This window comes from Streptomyces sp. NBC_01260 (genome assembly GCF_036226405.1).
Classification (GTDB): domain Bacteria; phylum Actinomycetota; class Actinomycetes; order Streptomycetales; family Streptomycetaceae; genus Streptomyces; species Streptomyces laculatispora.
Genome location: NZ_CP108464.1, coordinates 6,896,920 through 6,915,641, shown reverse-complemented (window position 1 = coordinate 6,915,641; position 18,722 = coordinate 6,896,920). Strand labels below are relative to the sequence as shown.

The 18,722-nt window shown below is 71.5% G+C and carries 13 protein-coding genes and 1 pseudogene; 5 read left to right on the top strand and 9 right to left on the bottom strand.

Features of this window, described 5'->3' with window-relative positions; translation table 11 throughout:
* Positions 1–49: 49 nt before the first annotated feature.
* From OG322_RS30855 to OG322_RS30820, 8 genes are all read right to left on the bottom strand, one after another.
* A complete protein-coding gene (locus tag OG322_RS30855) occupies positions 50–1,444 on the bottom strand; it encodes an aldehyde dehydrogenase family protein (RefSeq protein ID WP_123468839.1) in 1,395 nt (464 codons plus the stop codon).
* Between the two features lie 162 nt (positions 1,445–1,606).
* Entirely contained in the window at positions 1,607–2,965 is a 1,359-nt protein-coding gene (locus tag OG322_RS30850) for an ABC transporter ATP-binding protein (RefSeq protein WP_329307273.1), read from the bottom strand.
* A gap of 215 nt (positions 2,966–3,180) precedes the next feature.
* The gene (locus tag OG322_RS30845; RefSeq protein ID WP_123468843.1) at positions 3,181–4,641 is read right to left on the bottom strand and encodes a CitMHS family transporter; all 1,461 of its coding nucleotides are present in this window, start codon (positions 4,639–4,641) and stop codon (positions 3,181–3,183) included.
* 120 nt (positions 4,642–4,761) lie between these two features.
* A complete protein-coding gene (locus OG322_RS30840) occupies positions 4,762–7,014 on the bottom strand; it encodes a molybdopterin oxidoreductase family protein (RefSeq protein ID WP_329307272.1) in 2,253 nt (750 codons plus the stop codon).
* 148 nt (positions 7,015–7,162) lie between these two features.
* Positions 7,163–7,783, bottom strand: coding sequence for a TetR/AcrR family transcriptional regulator (locus tag OG322_RS30835; RefSeq protein WP_329307271.1), 621 nt, complete (start codon positions 7,781–7,783; stop codon positions 7,163–7,165).
* 144 nt (positions 7,784–7,927) lie between these two features.
* Entirely contained in the window at positions 7,928–9,211 is a 1,284-nt protein-coding gene (locus OG322_RS30830) for a hypothetical protein (protein ID WP_123469777.1), read from the bottom strand.
* Positions 9,212–9,246: 35 nt separating this feature from the next.
* Positions 9,247–10,098 carry a cupredoxin domain-containing protein gene (locus tag OG322_RS30825; protein WP_123468847.1) on the bottom strand — a complete coding sequence of 284 codons (852 nt, stop codon included), beginning with the start codon at positions 10,096–10,098 and terminating at the stop codon, positions 9,247–9,249.
* The gene (locus OG322_RS30820) at positions 10,095–12,278 is read right to left on the bottom strand and encodes a right-handed parallel beta-helix repeat-containing protein (protein ID WP_329307270.1); all 2,184 of its coding nucleotides are present in this window, start codon (positions 12,276–12,278) and stop codon (positions 10,095–10,097) included. The genes OG322_RS30825 and OG322_RS30820 overlap by 4 nt, the downstream gene beginning before the upstream one ends.
* 121 nt (positions 12,279–12,399) lie before the next feature.
* Between OG322_RS30820 and hmgA the strand changes: the two genes are divergently transcribed.
* The 3 genes and pseudogenes from hmgA to OG322_RS30805 all read left to right on the top strand — a co-directional run bounded on the left by hmgA (position 12,400) and on the right by OG322_RS30805 (position 15,854).
* Positions 12,400–13,728: a homogentisate 1,2-dioxygenase gene (gene hmgA / locus OG322_RS30815; protein ID WP_329307269.1), complete on the top strand. Its 1,329-nt coding sequence runs from the start codon at positions 12,400–12,402 to the stop codon at positions 13,726–13,728.
* Positions 13,729–13,768: 40 nt separating this feature from the next.
* The gene (locus OG322_RS30810; RefSeq protein WP_123468853.1) at positions 13,769–14,578 is read left to right on the top strand and encodes a GntR family transcriptional regulator; all 810 of its coding nucleotides are present in this window, start codon (positions 13,769–13,771) and stop codon (positions 14,576–14,578) included.
* Between the two features lie 115 nt (positions 14,579–14,693).
* A pseudogene (locus OG322_RS30805) lies at positions 14,694–15,854 on the top strand (type ISP restriction/modification enzyme).
* Positions 15,855–15,893: 39 nt separating this feature from the next.
* On the opposite strand, the gene OG322_RS30800 reads toward OG322_RS30805, so the two are convergent.
* Positions 15,894–16,469: a molybdopterin-dependent oxidoreductase gene (locus tag OG322_RS30800; protein WP_329307268.1), complete on the bottom strand. Its 576-nt coding sequence runs from the start codon at positions 16,467–16,469 to the stop codon at positions 15,894–15,896.
* Between the two features lie 202 nt (positions 16,470–16,671).
* Between OG322_RS30800 and OG322_RS30795 the strand changes: the two genes are divergently transcribed.
* Both OG322_RS30795 and OG322_RS30780 read left to right on the top strand, forming a co-directional pair.
* Positions 16,672–17,079, top strand: coding sequence for a DUF6193 family natural product biosynthesis protein (locus OG322_RS30795; protein ID WP_241200510.1), 408 nt, complete (start codon positions 16,672–16,674; stop codon positions 17,077–17,079).
* 787 nt (positions 17,080–17,866) lie between these two features.
* Complete coding sequence (locus OG322_RS30780) at positions 17,867–18,589, top strand: TetR/AcrR family transcriptional regulator (RefSeq protein WP_124286585.1); 723 nt, start codon at positions 17,867–17,869, stop codon at positions 18,587–18,589.
* The last annotated feature ends 133 nt before the right edge of the window (positions 18,590–18,722 follow it).

Below are 18,722 nucleotides of genomic sequence, written 5' to 3'. Positions count from 1 at the left end.
TGAGGGGGAGAGTTGAGAAATGCGCGGCAAGCGGGCTCGGGGAACCGGCTCAGAACTGGAGGGACTTGGTCTGCAGGTACTCCGCGAGGCCGTGGAGACCCAGTTCGCGGCCGACGCCGGACTGCTTGTAGCCGCCGAAGGGGGCGAGCGGGTTGAACCGGCCGCCGTTGATGTCGACCTGTCCGGTGTCCATCCGGCGGGCGAAGGCGACGGCCTGCGCGTCGTCGGCGGCCCAGACGGCTCCGGCGAGGCCGTACACGGTGCCGTTGGCGATCCGCAGCGCGTCGTCCTCGTCCTCGTACTTCAGGATCGAGATGACCGGACCGAAGATCTCCTCCTGGGCAATGGTCATCTCCGGGGTGACGTCGGCGAAGACCGTGGGGCTGACGTAGTAGCCCGTACCGAGCGGCGCCTCGGGGCCGCCCGCGACGACGCGGGCGCCCTCCTCGATGCCCTTCTCGATGTAGCCGCGCACCCGGTCCCGCTGCTTGGCGTTGACGAGCGGGCCGACCCGTTCGCCGGGTACGTACTTGGCGACGGCCGCCGCGGCCAGGGCGACGGCCTCCTCGTACCGCTCGGCGTCCACCAGCATCCGGGTCCAGGCGCTGCACGTCTGGCCGGAGTTGGACATCACGTTGGCGACGCCGACGTTGACCGCCCTGGCGAGATCGGCGCCGGGCAGGATCACGTTGGCGGACTTCCCGCCGAGCTCCAGGGCGACGCGCTTGACCGCGCCGCCCGCGGTGGCGCCGATCCGCTTCCCGACGGCGGTGGAGCCGGTGAAGGAGACCAGATCGACGTCCTCGTGCGCGGCGAGGGCCTGTCCGGCGACCGGGCCGAGGCCGGTGACCAGGTTGAAGACACCGGCGGGCAGACCGGCCTCCGCGGTGGCCTCGGCGAAGAGCTGCGCGGTGAGCGGGGTGTCCTCGGCGGGCTTGAGGACGACGGTGCAGCCCGCGGCGAGCGCGGGGGCGACCTTGGCGACGATCTGGTGCAGCGGGTAGTTCCACGGGGTGATCGCGCCGACCACACCGACGGGCTCCAGCAGCACGGTGGAGTTGCCGTGCCGCTCCTCGAAGGCGTACGTCGCGGCCAGTTCGGCGTACGAGCCGGCCACCAGCACCGGCACCCCCGCGTGCACCGTCTGCGACATCGGCAGCGGTGAGCCCAGTTCGGCGGTGACCGTCCCGGCGATCTCGTCCCTGCGGGCGGCCAGCACGTCACGCAGTGCGCCGATCCGGGCGGCGCGCTCGGCCGGCGGGGTCGCGGCCCAGCCGGGGAACGCGGCGCGCGCGGCCCGTACCGCGTCATCGACATCGGCCGCCGTTCCGGCCGGGACGTGGGCGATGACCTGCTCGTCCGCCGGGTTCACGACCGCGATCGTGTCCGCTCCGGCGGCCCGCCGCCATTCGCCGCCGATGTACATACCGTCGTGGGCCTTCATGGCTGTTCCTCCCGGGCACGATGACGGACATGGTCGTCCGGGCCCCAAACTAGCGCTGTTAGTTTTCAGGCGCCAGAGACACTGCTCACGCGTGGGCCGGCGGTTCGCCTTCATCCCGGGTGCGCGGGGCGGCCTTCCGGCCGCCCCGCACGTCCGGCCGCTTTACATGTCCAGTCCCGGGACGTCCTTCGGCAGCGGGCAGATCCGGCGCCCCTGGTGGTCGAAGACGTACAGGTGCGCCAGGTCCACCAGGAGCGGGACCTGCCCTCCGGTGCGCAGCCGCATGTCGGGGCCGGTGCGCACCACCAGGTCGCTGGCCGTGACCGCGGGGCGGTCGGGGCTGCGCGCCCCCGGCGGCAGCACCTCGGGGCCACGCTCGTCCAGGGCGACGGCGGGACCGCCGATGTGCCCGGTGGCGCGTTCCTTGAGCCGCTCCAGCACGCCGGCCCCGCCTGCGGCGCCGCGGCGCCTGCGCGGGGCGCCGTGCTCCGGGCGGGCGGATTCCAGATCCGGCACCACGGCGGGCTGTGAGCCGGTGTTGAGGTGGACCAGCGCCTCGTGGCCCTGGTACTCGACGTGTTCGACGATGCCGCTGAGCGCGACCTCGCCGGGGCGGGCCTGGCTGGGCGGGGCGATCCGGACCGCTTCGGAGCGCAGTCCGACGATGATCCGGCGGCCCTGCTGGATGCGGAGCAACTGGTGGTCGGGGCTGAGCGGTTCGGGCAGCGGAAGGCGCTGGCGGCCGAGGTCGATCGACATCCGCCCCTCCAGGGGCGCGTGGACGACGGCCTGGAGCAGGTTGATCCGCGGGGTGCCGATGAACGCGGCGACGAACACGTTCTCCGGCAGGGCGTACACCTCGCGCGGCGGGCTGACCTGCTGGAGCACTCCCCCGCGCATCACGGCGACCCGGTGGCCGAGCGACATCGCCTCGGCCTGGTCGTGGGTCACGTAGACCGTGGTGACACCGAGTTCCTTGGTGAGCTGGGATATCTCGGCGCGCAGATGGTTGCGGAGCTTCGCGTCGAGGTTGGAGAGCGGCTCGTCCATCAGGAAGGCGGAGGGCTGGCGCGAAATGGCCCGGCCCATGGCGACCCGCTGGCGCTCCCCGCCGGAGAGCTGGCCGGGGAGCCGGTCCAGGACGCTCTCGATACCGAGCATCCTGGCCGTGTTCTCGATCCGCTCGCTGTGGTCCTGGCGCGGGTTCTCCAGCTTCAGCGGGAAGCCGATGTTGGCCCGGTTCGTCATGGTCGGGTACAGCGCGAAGTTCTGGAAGACCATGGCCATGGAGCGTTCGCGGGGCGTGAGGTGGTTGGCCGGTTCACCGTCGAGCAGTACCTCGCCCTCGGAGACGTCCTCAAGACCGGCGATCATGCGGAGCACGGTCGATTTGCCGCAGCCCGAGGGACCCAGCAGGACCACGAACTCGCCCGGGTCGATGGAGAGCGAGAGACGGTCGACGGCGCGCGAGGACCGCCCGTACGCCTTGCTGACATTGTTCAGAGTGATGGCGCGAGTCATGTGGTTCCGCCCGGAAGGATGGTGGTGGAGCGGTGGGGAGCGGCAGCAGTGGCCTGAAATTAACCCACCGGGCGGGGTGAGGGAATGACTCGCGCAAAGGTTGCCGGGTACTGAGGTTGCCGGGTCCGAAGTGCCAGGTGGGGTTCCGGTTCGGGCAGGGCGCCACCGGGCCGTCCGGTACGGATCCGGCCGGGCCCGGTGGTGCCGGTCGTGGGTCAGATGATCCCGAACAGCAGCCCGGCGCCGAGCACCACCAGCGAGGTGATCGCGGCCCATTTGACGGTGAACCGGGTGTGGTCGCCGAACTCGACCTTGGCCATGCCGACCAGGACGTAGACGGCGGGCACCAGCGGGGACGACATGTGCAGGGGCTGGCCGACCAGGGAGGCGCGGGCGATCTCCAGCGGGGAGACGCCGTGCGCGGCACCGGCCTCGGCGAGCACGGGCACGACACCGAAGTAGAAGCCGTCGTTGGACATGAAGTACGTGAGCGGGATGCTCAGTACGCCGGTGACGAGGGCCATGTGCGGTCCCATGCCGTCCGGGATCGCGCCGACCAGCCAGTCGGCCATGTGGTCGACCATGCCGGTGCCGGACAGGACGCCGGTGAAGACGGCGGCGGCGAAGACCATGCCGGAGACGTTGAGGACGTTGTCGGCGTGGGCGGCGATCCGGGCACGCTGGTCGGGCATGTGGGGGAAGTTGACGGTGAGGGCGAGGGCCGCGCCGAGGAGGAAGAGCACCGGGATCGGCATCAGTTCCATGATCATCGCGGTGAGCAGGGCGATGGTGAGGGCGGCGTTGAACCAGTAGAGCTTCGGCCGCAGGGTGGCGCGGTGCGGGTCGAGGCCCTTGAAACCGCCGTCGTCGGCCGCTTCGTCCCGGTCGCCGGGCGCCGTGCCGCCCGCAGCGACTCCGCCTGAGATGTCGGCGGGCGCCGTGCCGCCGGCACCGGCCCCGCCGGAGTTCTTGCGCAGGCGGTCGCCGCCACCGGTCGCGCCGACGAGAACGGCCTCCGTTCCGGTGTCCGTGCCGGTCGCCAGGGCCTCGTCGAGGGTGAGCGTGCCGAGCCGCCTGCGCTCGCGCCGGCCCAGGACGACGGCCAGCAGGAGAACGGCGAGCAGCCCGACGCCGAGGGCCGGGATCATCGGGACGAAGATGGCGCTCGCGTCCAGCTTGAGCGCGGTGGCGGCACGGGCCGTCGGACCGCCCCAGGGCAGGGTGTTCATGACGCCGTTCGCCGTGGCGGCGACGCCGGTCATCACCACCAGGCTCATCTTCAGGCGCTTGTAGAGCGGATACATCGCCGAGACGGTGATCATGAACGTGGTGGAGCCGTCGCCGTCCAGCGAGACGATCGCGGCGAGCACCGCGGTACCGACGACGATCCGCATCGGGTCCGCCCTGCAGAAGCGCAGGATGCCCCGCACGATCGGGTCGAAGAGCCCGACGTCGATCATCACGCCGAAGTAGAGAATCGCGAACATCAGCATGGCGGCGGTCGGGGCCAGGTTGCCGACGCCGTCGATGACGTAGTCCCCGAGCTTCGCACCCTGCCCGACGGCCACGCAGAACAGCGCGGGGATCAGGACGAGAGCCGCGATCGGCGACATCTTCTTCATCATGATCAGAACCAGAAAGGTAGTGATCATGGCAAAGCCGAGGATGGTCAGCATATGGATACCTATCGTTCACCCTTGAACTCCCACCGGAGCCGGCGGTTCGGATGACGTTAGGGCGCGCCATACGGCGTTAACAAGACGTTGACATGCGAGCAATACGAGCAAAACCCCAGGTCAACGCGTAGGTGCCACCGTGACGGGGATGCCGTTGAGCACGGCGGTGCCGGAGAGCGGGTCGAGCCGGGTGCCGTCGAGCAGCTGATTGACGTTGACGCCGGGCCGCGCGGCGGCGACGGACATCCGGGTGCCGGGGCGGCTGTGCCCCCAGCCGTGCGGGAGGCTCACCACGCCCGTCCGTACGCCGTCGGTGATCTCGACCGGGGCGCTCAGCTCACCGCCGTCCGCCGTGACGGTGGCGACGGCGCCGTCCACCAGCCCGAGACGCGCCGCGTCCTCGGGGTGCATCTGGAGGGTGCAGACGTTGGAACCGCCGGTGAGCGCGGCCACGTTGTGCATCCAGCTGTTGTTGGAGCGCAGGTGGCGGCGGCCGATGAGGACGAGTGCGTCGGGGTCGGTACGGCCCGCGAGGGCGTCGCGCAGCCTGGGCAGATCGGCGGCGATGGGCGCGGGGAGCAGTTCGATGCGCCCGCTGCGGGTGGCAAGGACCTGGGGGACCCGGGAGGTGAGGGGGCCGAGGTCGATGCCGTGCGGGTGGGCGAGCAGCCGTTCCAGGGTGAGGCCGTCGGGGTCGGCGCCGAAGCCGTCGCCGTACGGGCCCAGGCGCAGCATCAGGTCGAGGCGGCGCTCCGGTCCGGTGCGGCCGGTGAGCGCGGCGGCGAGTTCGGCGGGGATCCGGCCGTGCACGGGCGAGCGGGGGTCGGCGACGGTCTTGCCGAGGGTCCGGTCGATGACCATGGCGTCCACGGCGTCCGGCTCCGCGCCGTGCATCCCCGAGACGGCCAGGACGAGCCGGGCGAGGATCTCGCTCTCGTCCATCCGGTCCGCGTCCAGCCGAACGGCGGGCCGGGTGTAGCGGACCTGGTTGCGCACGGACAGGGTGTTGAACGCGAAGTCGAAGTGGGCGCTCTGCGAGGGCGGCGGCGGGGGGAGCACCACGTCGGCGTGGCGCGAGGTCTCGTTGAGGTACGGGTCGACGCTCACCATGAAGTCGAGCCCGTCGGCCAGCGCCCGGTCGAGCCGGTCGCCGTCGGGCGCCGAGAGCACGGGGTTGGCGGCCAGGACGATCAGTGCGCGGATCCGCCCCTCCCCCGGCACGGCGATCTCCTCGGCCAGTGCGGAGATGGGCAGTTCGCCCTTGGCCTCGGGATGCCCGGAGACCCGGCTCGCCCAGCGCCCGAGGGCGAAGCCCTTGCCCGGGGCGGCGGGTCGTGGGGCGCGGGCGGTGGCGGAGAGCGGGAAGAGGGCGCCGCCGGGGCGGTCGAGGTTTCCGGTGAGGATGTTGAGGACGTCGACGAGCCAGCTGGCGAGGGTGCCGTGTTCGACGGTGCAGCTGCCGATACGGCCGTAGACCGCGGCGGCGGGGGCGGCCGCGAGCTCCCGCGCGATCGCCCGGATGGTCGCGGCGTCCACGTCACAGGCCGCGGACACCGCCTCCGGCGAGAAGTCCCGCACCGCTTCGGCGACTTCCTCGATCCCCTGGAGGTGGTCCACGAGCACGCCGGGGTCGGTCAGCTTCTCCTCGAACAGTACGTGGGTGAGGGCGGCGAGCAGGAGGGCGTCGGTTCCGGGACGGATGGCGACATGCCGGTCGGCGAGACGCGCGGTACGGGTGCGGCGCGGGTCGACGACGGTGAGGCTGCCGCCGCGGCGGCGCAGCGCCTTGAGCCTGCCGGGGAAGTCGGGAGCGGTGCAGAGGCTGCCGTTGGATTCGAGCGGGTTGGCGCCGAGCAGCAGCAGATGGCCGGTGCGGTCGAGGTCGGGCACGGGGATGGTGTTCGGGTCGCCGAAGAGCAGCCCGCTGGAGACGTGCTTGGGCATCTGGTCCAGGGTGCTCGCGGTGAACAGGGCCCGGGTCCGCAGGGCGCCGAGCAGGGCGGACGGGTAGAGGGCCCCGGCCATGGTGTGCACATTGGGATTGCCGAGGACGACGCCGACGGCCTGCGGGCCGTGCTCCTCGGTGACGGCCGGCAGGGCGCGGGCGATCACGTCGAACGCCTCGCTCCAGCTCGCCTCCGTCAGGACACCGTCCTTGCGGACGAGCGGGGTGCGCAGCCGGTCGGGATCCTCGTCGAGTCCGCCGATGGAGGCGCCCTTGGGGCAGATGAAGCCCTGGCTGAACACATCGTCGCGGTCGCCGCGGGCGCCGGTGACCCTGGCCCCCTCGATGGTGAGGGTGAGTCCGCAGGTGGCCTCGCAGAGGGGGCAGATACGAAGGGCGGTGCGGGTGCTGCTGGAGTCGTGCGACATGGGCCCTCCCCGGGGCGGCGGCAGCGTTGACGCGCGTACGCGGTCGAGCAGGGCCGAGCATACCGACCGGTACGCATGGTGGGGAGGTGTTGCGGCGAGCCGGTTGCCCGCCCCTGCGGGCGGGCGGGCCCCTCCGCGCCGGGCGGTCTCAGTCCAGCACGCGCGCCAGATACGCCTGGAGGAGCAACCGGGTCTCGGTGACGATCGCCCGGTCGCCGGACGGATCGATGCGGAAGGCGAGTTTGAGCAGGGCGTCGGTGGCCTCCACGCAGACCAGGACGGTACGCAGCAGATCCTCGTCGGAGGTGCGGCCCAGATGCCCGCAGAGGAGGTCGGCGAGCCGGCTCGCGACCCGGTGGTTGGCGTCGTCGCCCGGGTCCTCGCCGGGCGCCGGTGCGCCGAAGTCGACGAGCGCGAAACCGGGTACGGAGCGCTTCATCGCCAGGTACTCGTCGAGCACGGCGTCGATGGCGCTGCGCCAGTCGGCGGACGCGATGACATCGAGCCGGGCCGTGATGCGCTCGGCGTAGCTGTCCAGGTTCCGGAGGGCGAGGGCGTCGGCGAGGGCGCGCTTGTTGGAGAAGAACCGGTAGACGGAGCCGATGGGCACTTCGGCGCGTGCGGCCACGGCCCGGGTCGAGAGCTGTTCGTAGCCGGTCTCGTCGAGGAGTTCGGCGCAGGCGTCGAGTATCCGGGCGAGGCGCTCGGCGCTGCGCTGCTGCACGGGGGCGCGGCGGAGGTTCGTGTTCGCATGGGGCACGGACTCCATGATGCCGTGGGCCTCCTTCACCGGGCATAAGGCCGACCGGCGAACGGGCCCCCTCCCCGGGCCGGGCCGTAAGCCCGGGGAGGCGCGCGCCGGCCCCGCCCCCTCCCCCCCTGTGCCGGTCGGTCCAGGGGGGGCACCGGGGTCTCAGGCGATGAGCAGGCTCAGCCCGCCGATGGTGTACGCGATCATCAGGACCAGCAGCGGGAGTTGGCCGGCTATCGCGCGTCCGGGCGGGAAGAGCCGTACGGAACGGTCATGGGCGGCGGCGACGCCGAGGACGTGGCCGAGGACGATCGCGAGGACCTGGAGGGTGGCGACACCGCCCGGCCCCAGGAGCGGCTCGGGCGGGGCCGGATTGTCAGTGCCGAGCGCCACCATGACCGTACGTGGACCTTCGGTGACGAAGAGTGTGAAGTAGTGGGCCACGAGATAGCCGAGGGCGATCGGGACGAGGGAGTGCGCGAAGGCGGTGAGGGGGTGCGGCAGTTGGCCGGAGAGCAGCCGGGTGGCACCGGCGCAGAGCGCGTAGAGGGTGGCGACGAGGGCGACGGCGCCCAGAAGTCCGAGAGTGGCCGCGGTGGTACGGCCCAGTGGTGAGGTCTGGACGGTGTTGATCCAGGAGGGTGCGTCGGAGAAGCCGTCGTAGGCGGTGGAGCCGAGCATGACGCAGACGGTGGCGACGAGTCCGGGGAGCTGTGGTGTGGCGTCGAGTCCGTTGAACGGGGAGCGCAGGACGAGTCGGCGGTCGGCGGGCCGGCGGCCGAGCGGGGAGAGCCTGGCGAGGAGTCCCGAATAGACCTCGAAGGCGTCGCCGTGGTCGAACCAGTGGGCGCCATGGCGGGCGGCGCCCGCGAGATGGACGGCGCAGTACAGGGCGAGGAAGAGCAGCAGCGCGGTGGGTGACGCCGGGTCGGGGGCGACGAGTTCGAGCCAGGTGAAGGCGAGGAGCCCGGCCGCCGCGGGCCACATCCCGAGGCGTACGGGGAGGGGGCGGCCCGCGCCGGGGTCGCGCCCCAGTGCGCGACAGGCCAGGAGGTGGAGGGTGCGCAGGGGGTTGAGCAGCCGCCAGACGGGGCCGAGGAGCAGTGAGGCCGGGACGAGCCCGACCCAGAGGAGTACGTAGACGGCGCCGGGAGCCGGGTTGCGGTCCGGGTCGGCCGGGCCGAGGAGCAGGCACAGCACGACGAGGAGTGCGGCGGCCAGACCGAGCGCGCGGGCCGCGACGCGGGTGGCGCCCGCGTCGGCCGCGCGCTGGACGGCGGCCGGCAGCGGGCGGCCCGCCAGGTCGCCCCGGAACCGCGAGGCGGACCAGAGCAGACCGAGTGCGAGAAAGGAGACGAACAGCGCCGCGAAAGCCCCCGCGAACGCGTAGAAGGGCGAGAGCGGCAGGTCGTGCTGGGCGCCGATGCCATGGGCGAGGACGCTCACGGCACCGGCACCGGCATCGCCGCCCGGAGCAGCGGTCACCGTACGACGAGTTGGGTCAGGAGCAGATCGGACTCATGCGTCTCGACCTCGAAGAGCCCGGTGCGGTCGGCGGTGAAGGTGAGCGTGACGGTTCGGCCCGCGGGCAGCCGCGCCTCCTTGTCGTAGCCGTGCACGTGAAGGGTGTCGTCGTGGTCACTGCGGACCCGGAGCCGCACGGTCCGGCCCTTCTTGATCTTGACGCGGCCCGGCGCCGGGCTGACCTTGCCGTCGCGGACGGAGATCTCCAGCGTGGTGTCGGGGGCGGGCTCGGCGGGGGTGGATGCGGGGGCGGTCGTCGCGGTGGCGGTGAGGGCGGCGGTGGCCTGGACCGGGGTGGAGCCGACGGCCCAGGCGGTGTGGTCGTCGGCGTAGAGGCGGGCGGTGAGTTCGGTGCCGCCCCCGGCGCTGCGGAGCAGTGACTCCGGCAGGTGGAACCAGGCTCCGTAGACCCGGGCGAGCGGGTGGCCGTCGAGGAAGAGGCGGGCGTGGCCCCGGCCGAGGAGGGCGCCGCCGCCCACGCTGTCCGGGGTGAACCGGAAGTTCCGTACCGAGAGGTGGACGTTCCAGCCGTCCTCCGAGTCCGGCCGCACGGCGACGGTCACCGCCGGCGCGCCCTTGGCGTCGACCTGGCGCAGCCGGTGACCGGAGCCGTCGCCCGAGGACAGCAGCCGGCCGATGCTGCCGGTGGCCTGCTCGTGGCTGGTGCCCGGCTTGTGATGCGTGGTGGCCCGCCCGCCGCAGGCGCCCGCGCCGAGCACGAGGGCGGCTGCGGTGAGCACGCAGAGGGCGGTCCTGCGGCCGGTCCGCGGCCGCGGGGCGGCCGGTGCCCGGTCCTGAAGGCGTGTCACGAGGCGTCTCCGTCCTGGGTGGGTGCGGCGGCAGGGGGCGCCGGCGGCGTGGAGGTACCGTCCGGGGCGGGGGCGCCGCCGGCAGCCGGAACCCGGTCCGGGACGTGGTCCGGGTTCTGCTCCGAGGCTCGGTCCGCACCGGCGTCCGCAGCCGCGATGTCGTCCGGATCCGGCTTCCCGGGCTCCCGCTCTCCGTGCCGGGCGGCGGCCACCACGGCCCACACCACCCAGATCACGCCGAGCAGCCCCCGTACCCAGGCGGGGCTCAGCGGGATCCAGGGGATCATGAACACACCCTTGTCCAGCGCGTCGAGCAGCGTGAGCGCGCCCAGCACCACCGTGGTCCAGCCCAGCGCCGGCCGCTCCCGCCGCAGCACCAGCCCGATGCCCGTCCACCAGAGCCCGGTCAGCAGCAGCGCGACGGCGGGCAGGTACGAGGAGGCGAGCCCCATGGTCGACCCGGCCACGTCCAGCCCGAGGCCGATGAGACCGAGGACCGAGGCCGCCGTGGCAAGCCTGCTCGATCGCATCCTGCGCCACCACAGCACGCCGCCGACCAGCACGAGCACCACCGCGATGCCCAGGGCCGCCTGCAACTCGATGCGCTCGATCCCGCGTGCGCCGTACCAGTCGCAGCCGGCCGGCAGCCGGCGCGCCTGCACGCTGTAGTCGGCGCAGACCAGCAGTTGGGCGAGCTTGACGGGTTCGCCCACCAGCCGGTCGGTGCTGCCGGTGACCGCGCCGCGTTCGTCGCCGCAGGCGGGCAGCGAGCGGGGCGTGGAGGCCTTGGTGTCCGACTGCCAGCAGTTGCCGTCGCCCTGGCCGTCCCACCAGACGTCGGTGCGGTTGGGCCGCGAGTTGCCGGCCTTGTCGGTGCCGAGGTGGTTGTTGGCGTACCGGTTGTGGTGCGAGGTGTCGGTCTGCTTGCCGAGGGCGTCCTCGCCGCGGATGAAGGCGGGTACGGCGCTCAGGAAGAAGGCGGCGCGCTGCTGCCCGTAGACCCAGTTGTTCTCGTAGATGTTCCAGTTGCCGCCCGCGGTGATGATGCCGCTGCCCGGCGGCAGGGAGATCTGCGGGCAGACCACCCCGTTCTCGTACCCTCGCTCGACCGGCGGCTTGGCGCAGGTGCCGTCGGCGACGTACCGGTAGTAGTCGGCGTTGTTGTCGTGGATCAGATTGCGCTCGAAGCGGGCGTGGTTCTGCGGCAGCCCGGGGTGGCCGGGGAAGGCGCTGTCCATCGAGGCGCCACCCATGTTGTGGTCGAACTCGTTGTCGTGGACGTAGACGGAGTCACCCGCGGTGCCGGAGTAGCCGACCATGTTGTGGTGGCTGTGGCAGCCGGTGATCTCGATCGAGTAGCGCGGGACCTTGTAGCCGTAGGCGTCGTTGATGTTCGACGCGCTGCCGGGGTAGATGCCGGAGTCGCCGTTCCCGTACGACTCGCAGTTCTTGTAGAGGCCGTGGTCGCTGGCGAAGGTCAGGAAGCCGTACTCGTCGTTCCAGCGGGTCAGCACGTCGTCGATGACGAAGCCGTCCTGGGCCAGGATGTACAGCGAGTTGAAGGTGGTGCGCTGGGCGGTGAAGTTCTTGAAGTAGACGCCGTCGGAGCCGTCCGCCCGGATCGCGTTGAGCTTGCGGTACTTGGCGTCGATGACGACGTCCGTGCGCTCGGCGCCGGTGCCCTCGATCTGGAGGTCCTTCTTGCCGAGGATCGCCACCAGGTTCTGGTTGTGCGGGCACTTCGCCTGCTGGGCGTAGCTCAGGATCTGGTATCCGAGCTGGGAGTTGGGGGCCTTCAGCCTGGTGCACTCCCCGGTCGGGGCCGGCAGCGAGGGCTCCTCCTCGTAGAGGCCCGGCAGGATCGCGATGTTCTTACCGGGCGCGGTGACCGCGTCGACGGCCTGCTGGAGGTGGCGGTAGCCGGACTTCTGGCACCGGTCGAAGAGCGTCAGGTTCCTGGACCGCAGGGCGTCGGGGAAGCCCGATATCCGGTGCTCGAAGTCGGCCCGGTCGCTCTTGCAGACCAGGAGATCCGGCTCGCCGGCGCGGTGCACGGGAACGCTGCCGGTTCCGTCGGGCAGGGTGACCGGCCGTTCCTCGTGTGCCTGGGCGGCCGGGGCCGCGAGGAGGGCGGCGGCGAGCGCCGCCAGGATCACCAGAAGTTTTCGTGTCCACGACATGTGCCGGAGAGTAGAGCATTGTTCAGCTTTTGGAACCCCCCGTGCACCACGAATGCCGTTGACTCACCTCCTTTTGATTCCTACGGTTACCCATAGGATTCCTTCGGCACCGGGAGCACACATGAGCGGCATCGAGCAGGCGAGGAAGACGGCACAAGGGCTGGAGTATTCCGCCGGTTTCGGCAATCAGCACAGCTCGGAGGCGGTGCCGGGGGCGCTGCCGCACGGCCGCAACTCGCCGCAGCGCGCACCCCTGGGGCTCTACGCGGAGCAGCTGAGCGGCTCGGCCTTCACCGAGCCGCGCGCCCACAACCGCCGCTCGTGGCTCTACCGGATCCACCCCTCCGCGGCCCACCCGCCGTTCCTCCGGATCGACAACGGGGCCGTCCGCACCGCACCGTTCACCGAATCCGTCCCCGATCCCAACCGGCTGCGCTGGGACCCGCTCCCGGAGCCCGCGCCCGGTACCGACTTCCTGTCCGGCCTGTGGACGCTGGGAGGCAACGGAGACGCGGCACAGCGCAGCGGCATGGCCGTGCACCTCTACCACGCCAACGCCGCGATGACCGACCGGGTGTTCAGCGACAGCGACGGCGAGCTGCTGATCGTCCCCGAGCACGGCGGCCTCCTGCTGCGCACCGAACTCGGCCTGCTGCGCGCCGAACCGGGCCATGTCGCGCTGATCCCGCGCGGCGTCCGCTTCCGGGTCGAGCTGCTCGACACCACCGCGCGCGGCTACGTCTGCGAGAACTACGGCCAGCCCTTCGTCCTGCCCGAACTGGGCCCGATCGGTGCCAACGGGCTCGCCAACGCACGGGACTTCCTCGCCCCGGTCGCCGCGTACGAGGACGTGGAGCGGCCGGTCGAGGTGGTCAACAAGTTCTGCGGCAACCTCTGGTCGGCGACGTACGACCACTCGCCGCTCGATGTGGTCGCCTGGCACGGCAACCACACCCCGTACGTCTATGACCTGCACCGGTTCAATGTCATCGGCTCGATCAGCTACGACCACCCGGACCCGTCGATCTTCACGGTGCTGACCTCGCCGTCGGACACCCCCGGTCTGGCCGGGGTCGACTTCGTGGTGTTCGCCCCGCGCTGGCTGGTCGGCGAGGACACCTTCCGGCCGCCGTACTTCCATCGCAACGTGATGAGCGAGTACATGGGCCTGATCGAGGGCGCGTACGACGCGAAGACGGCGGGCAAGGGGGGCTTCGTGCCCGGCGGCGGCTCACTGCACAACATGATGTCGGCGCACGGCCCGGACCGGGAGACCTTCGAGCGGGCGAGCTCGGCGGAGCTGAAGCCGCAGAAGATCGACGACGGCCTGGCCTTCATGTTCGAGACCCGCTGGCCCGTCACGGCGACCGGGCAGGCCGTGACCGCCGGCCATCTCCAGCACGGCTACGACGACGTGTGGCAGGGTCTGAGCCGCAACTTCAGGCCGTAACGGCCCCGCTCCGCCCCCCACCCCTCCCCAGCGACGAAGAATGCAGGTGACTCAGGTGACTCAGGTCCCGCAGAGCCCTCTGAAGCCCCCCGCACCCCAGGGGGCCGCCTTCGCGCCCGACTCGCTGGTCCTGAACCGCAAACTGCCGCTGTGGTACCAGGTGTCGCAGTCGTTGCGGGCCTCGATACTGGGCCGCACCCCGGACGCGACACTGCGGCTGCCGACCGAGGAACAGCTCGCCGCGCACTACGGCGTCAGTGTCCTCACCATGCGCCAGGCGCTCAAGGAGCTGGAGACGGAGGGGCTGATCAGCCGGCACCGGCGGCGCGGCACGTTCATCGAACCGCGCGCCCGCCGGGTGTCACCGGTCCGGCTGCTCGGCTCGATCGACGCGATCGTCGCCCAGCAGTCGGGCGAACTGACCACGGTGCTCGACCACGGCCCGCTCGCCGTGCCGGGCGATGTCGCGGAGTACTTCCCCGGCTGCGCGGAGGTCGTCGGCTACCGGCGGCTGCGGTGCGACGAGGAGAGCGGCGAGCCCACCAACTGGGCCCGGAACTGGATCCATCCGGACGTCGCGGCCGGGCTCGACCCCACCGATCTCGCCCGCTGGCCGATGACCAAGGTGCTGCGCGACCGCGTCGGTGTCCGGATCGCGAGGATCACCGACACGGTCGAGGCCCGGCTCGCCGACCCGGTCACCGCCGATCTGCTCCGGGTCCCGCTGCTCAGCCCGATCCTGTACTACACGGGCGTGACGTACGACGAGAGCGGCCGGGTGGTCGATGTGGCGCAGATCCGTTACCGGGGCGACCGGTTCTCGTTCTCGGTCACGGTGGAGGCGCACTGACGCCACAGCCTCTTCCCCCTCCCGGCCCACCGCGCGGGCACCCTGCCCCCGGCCCCGGCGGCGCCGTTACGATGCCGGGGAAGGCGGCGGACGTGGCGACGGGGAGGACGACACGGTGGCAGCACCGGCAGCGGCCGGCTCCGGCGAGGGCCCGTGCGGCCCGCTCCTCGATGACCTCATGCCCTGGTCCGTGCGGCCGCTGCGGACCGGACGCCCCTGGGTGACGGCCCCGGACGCGGCCTCGCTCAGGGCCCGCTGGGAGCGGCTGGTGCGAGCCGGGGACGCCGAGCGCGAGCGGCTGTTCGCGCCCACCCGCTCCCGTACCCCGCACACACCGGTGGCCGCCCTGCCCGGACAGACCGCCGGGACCGGCCGGTTCGCCCGCGAGCCGGGCCCGTGCCCGGAGCCGGTACGGATTCTGCACGGCCCGTTCGACGAGCAGTGGCTGCTCCCCGACCACCGGCTGATAGACGCCGCCCGCCCCGAACTGTGGCGGGTCGCCGACGGGCACCAGCTCTTCGCCGTCGAGCACGGCCGGGTGCCCCAGGACACCGGCCCCGCCCTGTCCGTGACGGCGCTGCTCCCCGACGGGCACTCCCCCGCGGGCCGCCCCGGCCGGATCCGTCCGCTCTACCGGCGCCCCGGCGGCCTCGAACCCAATCTGGCCCCCGGTCTGCTCGCACTGCTGCACGGCCGCCACGGGGACGCGGTCTCCCCGGAGTCCGTGCTCGCCTGGATCCTCGCAGCGGCCCGGCACTCCCCGGCCGGCTGCGTGGTGCCCCTGCCCGCAGACACGGCGCGCTGGTCGGCGGGGGTGGAGCTGGGGCGGGAGCTGCTGCGGCTCCAGTTGCGCGGGGCCCGCGGCGGGGACCCCGTCGGACCTGTCGTACGACTCCGAGGAAGAGGCGCTGCTCCTCGGCACGGGCCGCGTCTCGCCGGTGCCTGCCGGGGCGTGGGAGTTCCGGGTCGGCGGCGTACGGATGCTGGAACTGTGGTTCGAGCGGCGCACGGCGGTGGCCGGGACGGACGGCCTGGAGGCCGTACGGCCCCGAGCCTGGCCGCAGGAGTGGACGTCCGAGCTGCTGGAACTGATCACACTGCTCGCTCTGCTCGCCGAACTGCGGCCCCGGCAGGACGAACTGGCACACGGCCCGCAGATCGGCGCGGAGGAGCTGCGGGCGGCGGGGGTGCTGCCGGTGGCGGCCGCGGCACGGCGGCCCGCATCCGTACTCGACCACCAGGAGGAGGGCCGGACGGGCAGTTCGCGCTGCTGTGACAGCACGGCTACCAGCTTTCCGTTGGTCCCCGAGGCCGCTTACCGGCTCTCGCCCTCCTGGTACGAATGCCGCCGTCCGGTGCTGGGATCGGCGATGTTGTGGAAGCCGCGCTCCTCCCAGAAGCCGCGCCGGTCCTGGGTCATGTACTCAATGGCCCGTAGCCACTTGGGCCCTTTGTAGCCGTAGAGGTGCGGAACGACCAGACGCAGAGGGAAGCCGTGTTCGACGGTGAGGGGCTCGCCGTTGTGGTGGGTGGCCATGACGGTCGAGTCGGCGGTGAAGACGCTGAGGCGGAGATTCGCGCTGTATCCGTATTCGGCCCATGCCATGACGTGCGACACATCCGCTGCGGGCGGGGCGAGTTCCAGCAGGATGGAGGCGGGCACGCCGAAGAACTCGTGGCCGGTGGTACTGGTTCCCGAGGCACAGTGCAGGTCCGCGAACACGGTGACTCTTGGCAGGGCAGCGAGATCTTCGTAGGCCCAGGAGTACTTCTCCCCGCTCATGGTGGCGCCGAAGACCTGGAGCGTCCACCGTTCCGGGCGGAAGCGGGGTACCGGCCCATAGTGCGAGACGGGCCAGCCCTTCGCCAGCCGTTGACCCGGCGGCAGCATGCCTTGCTCCATCACGCACCCCTCTATCTCCGTATGTGCAGATGCAGGGCAAAACTCTACGGCAGGCTCATGGAAATGAACTGTCTGAGCCATATGGGCTCGTACCTGTCCTGATCGGTGAGTTGATGTCTCTGCATCCGGCCATGATCCACTGACGGGTGATCTTTGAAGACAAGGCGGTAGGGGCCCGCACAATAGCGGTATGACCAACATCGTCGACGCAGCCTGGCACGACATCCTGACCACTTACGGCGCACCGTCCCGGCCGGAAGAATCACCGCTTCTGGAAACGTTTGCCAAGCTCGTGCGGGTAGCGTGCGCCGAACCGTTGCTTCGTCAGCTCTCCCCGTGGACCGGTATGTGGGAGCTGCACTTCAGCAGGTGCACGGAGATGGATTACACCTGGGACATCTCTTACGTCGGCACACTGAAGGACGGCCGGTACTACGTCGAAGGACCACATCGGAGCAGCCCTCGGATCGCCGAGACGTACAGCGCGCAGGACGCGGTAGCGATGGTCATCGAGCGTCTGCCTCCACGCTGCGGCCCTGCCTTCATCGGCAATGCGGGAGAACTGGCCGCCTTCGAGAAGGCACGACACAGCAGGTAGGGCAAGGTCACCGGCTTGGCGGTGGGCCGCAGGAACGGCTGGCAGCTCGCCGAGTACGCAGGCCGTGCAACCCCCGACGGGCTCTGCAGCACCTGCTCTCCCGAAGCCGCCGGGAGGCCGCCGAGGTCCACGACGACCTGCACACCTACGTCGCCGAGCACCTCGGCGCGGACGACGGAATGCCGATCATCGACGACACCAACTGCGCGAGGTGCGACTCTTCCGCAGTGACCATCATGAAGCATCCGCATCATGATCGATGAGGGATACGTCGGACGCCAAGGCGCAGGCGACAGCGGCGAAGTACTGCTCGTCGGCACCATGCGCGAGGCCGAGAGTGACGCCCTGGCTGAGGCCGACGAACAGCGCCCTGAGTGCGGTGGCCAGGCGTTGCGCCTGGTGCGGCGTTACGACGCTCCCGTTGTGCGGCCTTCCCGTGAACAGCGCGATCAGGTGGTCCTCCTGCGATCGGATGGACGTGGCGAGTTGGGACCCCAGGTCCGGGTTTCGACAAGCCTTCCGTGCTTCCCGGGCAGCCGAACGCTCTGCGGACGGTGCCGGCCGCCGCGCAGGCGAGCGACGACGGTCCGGACGATCCGCTGCGCCTTGGTCGAAGGATGCGGCTCCGGCTGCTCGCCGCGGTCCGGGCGGGGTCCAGTGGGGGGGTCGCGTCGAAGCCGACGGCACGCAGCGACTTGTCGCGGGGCAAGCCGGCGGCCTTGATCCGCCGCTCGGAACGAATTGTCCCCAAGGTCGTAACCTGATGGGCGGAAGGGAAGTGCACGCGATGGAGGCAGGGCCGACCGGTGACGGTCAGCGGGACGGGCAGGGTTCGCGGCGGCGCCGGGAGATCGTGGCCGCGGTCCAGCGACTGCTCGGCGAATGGGGCAGCTCCGAGCGGCTGACGATGCGGGCGGTCGCCAAGGAGGTGGGCATCTCCGCTCCGAGCATCTACCTGCATTTCCAGGACAAGACCGAGCTGGTGTGGGCGGCGCTCGAGGACCGCTACGGCGAACTCGCCGCCCAGATGTCTGCCGCGGCCCTGGCCGGTGGCGACGCGGATCCGCGGGACCGGGTCCGGGCGCAGGCGCACGCGTACTGCCGGTTCGCCCTGGGCAGTCCGGGCCACTACCGGCTCATGTTCGAGGTGCACCAGCCGGCGGCGGACCCGAGCAGGATCGGCGCCCACCCAGCGCGCCACATTTCCGCCGGCCTGCGCGCCGGACTGCGCAGCTGCGCGGAAGGCGGGTTCGGCCTGTCCCTTCCGGTGGAGCAGGCCGCGCAGACGCTGTGGGCCGGGCTTCACGGCATGGTTTCGCTGCACCACAGCCTCTACCGCGACGAGTCCTCGGAAGATCTGGTCCTGCAGCTCGCCGACGGACTGGTCGACTCGCTTGTCGCCGTCGCCGGCGATGTCTCCTTCCTCACCGGAAGCGGACCCGAGACCGAGGCGTCGCGCAGGATCAGAGCGCTCAGAAGCACGCCGGGGCCGGACGGCCCTCAGCCGTAGCGGGAACCGTCGCCCCTGGTGAGGGGACGGTTCCCGGCAGCGCGTCGCGCGTTCGCACGTCCTTCACGTCGCCAACACCCCTTGGCGTGGGACTGGTTGCTGCCCCGTATGTGCAGGAGTACAGTCGCCGCTG

Coding starts and splice junctions, on each gene's coding strand:
- OG322_RS30850 (WP_329307273.1), bottom strand. CDS start 2,965: ATGACTCGCGCCATCACTCTGAACAATGTCAGCAAGGCGTACGGGCGG.
- OG322_RS30840 (WP_329307272.1), bottom strand. CDS start 7,014: ATGTCGCACGACTCCAGCAGCACCCGCACCGCCCTTCGTATCTGCCCC.
- OG322_RS30845 (WP_123468843.1), bottom strand. CDS start 4,641: ATGCTGACCATCCTCGGCTTTGCCATGATCACTACCTTTCTGGTTCTG.
- OG322_RS30795 (WP_241200510.1), top strand. CDS start 16,672: ATGACCAACATCGTCGACGCAGCCTGGCACGACATCCTGACCACTTAC.
- OG322_RS30780 (WP_124286585.1), top strand. CDS start 17,867: ATGGAGGCAGGGCCGACCGGTGACGGTCAGCGGGACGGGCAGGGTTCG.
- OG322_RS30855 (WP_123468839.1), bottom strand. CDS start 1,444: ATGAAGGCCCACGACGGTATGTACATCGGCGGCGAATGGCGGCGGGCC.
- OG322_RS30810 (WP_123468853.1), top strand. CDS start 13,769: ATGCAGGTGACTCAGGTGACTCAGGTCCCGCAGAGCCCTCTGAAGCCC.
- OG322_RS30800 (WP_329307268.1), bottom strand. CDS start 16,469: ATGCTGCCGCCGGGTCAACGGCTGGCGAAGGGCTGGCCCGTCTCGCAC.
- OG322_RS30835 (WP_329307271.1), bottom strand. CDS start 7,783: ATGGAGTCCGTGCCCCATGCGAACACGAACCTCCGCCGCGCCCCCGTG.
- OG322_RS30820 (WP_329307270.1), bottom strand. CDS start 12,278: ATGTCGTGGACACGAAAACTTCTGGTGATCCTGGCGGCGCTCGCCGCC.
- hmgA (WP_329307269.1), top strand. CDS start 12,400: ATGAGCGGCATCGAGCAGGCGAGGAAGACGGCACAAGGGCTGGAGTAT.